Here is a 2,731-nt window from a genome sequence, read left to right on the forward strand (position 1 = left end):
GCGGCGCATCACCGTATTCGGAGAACGGGATTTAAGCTTCGACAAAATCCGCCTCAATGACGCCGGTACATTTTCCTATCCGTTCCTGGGTGAGATCTCCGCCAAGGGGCTCACCCCCAATCAGGTGGAAAAGATCATCGTCGACGGGCTCAAGCAAGGTTACCTGGTCGACCCCAAGGTCAGCCTCAACCTGATCGTCTACCGCTCGTTCTACATCAATGGCGAAGTACAAAAGCCCGGCAGCTATCCATACGAGCCCGGGCTGACACTGGAAAAAGCTATTGCACTGGGCGGTGGCCTGACCGAACGGGCCTCGATCAAGCGAGTGACCATCGTGCGCGGCGATGGCTCACCACCATTGACCGATACGGTCACGCGCAGCACCGCCATCGCTCCCGGTGACACCATCTCCATTGCACAAGGCTTTTTCTAAATCATGGATAACAGCCCAAGCATCTACGTTGAACGTCCGCTCCAGGCGCATCTGCCTCAGCACCAGCAGCATGGCGAGGAGAAGGACACCATTGACCTGCTCAAATTCTGGAGGGTGATCTGGCGTGCTCATTGGAAAATCGCTTGGTTGGTGCTGCTTGCCTGTGCGCTTGCGATGGCCATTCTGTCATTCATTCCCGCGCAGTACATCGGCAGCGCCACCCTGCTGATCAAAGAAAAAACGCCACCACTGCTGACCTTCCAGCAAGTCACGGACTCAAGCTCCGGTACCGTCGATTACTTGCAGACGCAATTGGCGCTTCTGCAATCGCGGGACTTGGCCGAACGCGCCGTCAAAAAGCTCAACCTCACCACTAACCCGGTGACCGATCCCCGCCAGCAACCGCAGTCATGGTTTACGCCACGCGAATGGTTGGCAAACCTTGATCTTGGCCAGTGGTGGCCGGCACTGGACTTTTTGATACCCCAACAGGTAACGCCCACTGAAACCGACATTTTCAATGAGGTCACGCAGAACCTCATGAAGCGCACCGACGTCAAATTCGTCGGCAAGAGCCAACTGCTCAACATAGAGGTGTTGCTGCCCGACCCTGACCTGGCGGCCGCAACCGCCAATGCGATTGCCCAAGGCTTCATTGATAGCCAGTTCGACAATAGCCTGAAGTCCTCGCAGACCAACGCCAGTTGGATGAATTCACGCCTGGTCGAATTGCGTAATAACCTGCGCATTGCCGAAGACAAGCTTCAGGCTTATCGGGAAGAACAAGGCCTGGTCGATGTCGGCGGTGTTGCCACCATCAGCGCCAACGAACTGGAAATGACCGGCAACCGCATGATCGATGCCCGCCGTAACCTGGCGGAAGCCGAGAGCCGGTACCGTCAGGTCCAGGCCCTGAGCAATGGCGATCTGAGCAGACTCTCCAGTGTGCCCGCCGTCTTGAGCAACGCTTTGGTGCAGAAATTCCAGGCACAACAGGCCAAGGCTCAAGCCAAGGTCGAAGAATTGTCCGGGCGTTACGGTCCAAAACATCCGACCCTGATCGCCGCCCTCGCCGAGTTGCGTACGGCCACCGACAGTTTGCGTGTACAGGTTCGACAGGTGGTTGCCAGCATCGAACAGGATTACCAGCTAGCCAAGGCCAGTGAAAGCTCACTGCATAAATCATTCAACAGCAACAAGACGCAGATACAGGATATCTCGCGCAAGGAGTTCCAGCTGCGTGAGTTACAGCGAGAAGTCGACAGCAGTCGCGCGTTGTATGAGACCTTCATCACTCGCTTGAAGGAAACTGCGGCCACCTCAGACATGGATTCCACCAAAGCGCGTATCGTCGACCCAGCGATTGTGCCTTTGGAACCGAGCAAACCCCGTAAAACACTGATCATGGTGATTGTCGCCATCGCGGCCGCGCTGATCGGCATGGCGCTGGCATTAATATCCGAAGCCCGGAACAAAACCTTCAAGACCGACGAAGCGGTCGAAAGCATGCTTAATATCCCCCTGCTCAGTGTGGTGCCGCTGGTCACGAAGAGAAGCCGCCGGCAACTGGCGCGATTGTTCGACGACAACGAGCATCCGCGTTTTTGCGAGACCATTCGCAACTTGCGCACCTGGCTGATGTTGCACAGTGGAGAAAAGCCGTCGCAGGTAGTGCTCGTTGCCTCGACCATGGCCGATGAAGGTAAAAGCACCATTGCCAACAACCTGGCTTACTCGCTTGCATTGCTGGAGCGGGTCCTGTTGATCGATGCCGACATGCGCCGATCCAGCCTTTCGCTCAATTTCGATTTTCCGGCAGACAGCCCGGGGCTGGCCAATGTCCTGGCGGGTACCGCCCGACTCGAAGACTGTATCCGGACTGTCGGCAATCTAGACATGTTGCCAGCCGGCAAGCTTGCGCCCCCGCCGCTTGATCTACTTAGTTCGCCGTGCCTGGCGCCCCTGCTCGAAGCGCTGAAGTCGCGTTACCAGCGCATCATCATCGACTCCCCGCCTGCGCAAATGGTCAGCGACGCGCTATTGCTGGCCAAGCATTCGGACGCGGTGATCTACGTGATCAAAGCCGAAAGCACACCGGTCAGCCAGGTGCAGAAATGCCTCGCCATTCTGCAACAGAGCCACGCGCCGGTGTTCGGTGTAGTGCTCAATCAGGTTGACCTGCGCAAGGCGCGCAAGCAGGGCTACAGCCATAGCGATACGTTCCAGAACTACGACTATCTGACCCGGTAAACCCTTGCGCCTGTCTCTTGAGTAGCATCTTTCCAACAACCACCAAAA

The 2,731-nt window shown here is 56.8% G+C and carries 2 protein-coding genes; both read left to right on the plus strand.

The window, feature by feature from the left end; translation table 11 throughout:
• Positions 1-433 (plus strand): polysaccharide biosynthesis/export family protein (locus tag AC1DLB_RS27025; RefSeq protein WP_477786007.1); only part of this gene is annotated, 433 nt, incomplete at its 5' end.
• 3 nt (positions 434-436) lie between these two features.
• A complete protein-coding gene (locus AC1DLB_RS27030; protein ID WP_477743217.1) occupies positions 437-2,683 on the plus strand; it encodes a GumC family protein in 2,247 nt (748 codons plus the stop codon).
• Positions 2,684-2,731: the final 48 nt, after the last annotated feature.

The organism is Pseudomonas sp. 05N434, assembly GCF_056396965.1.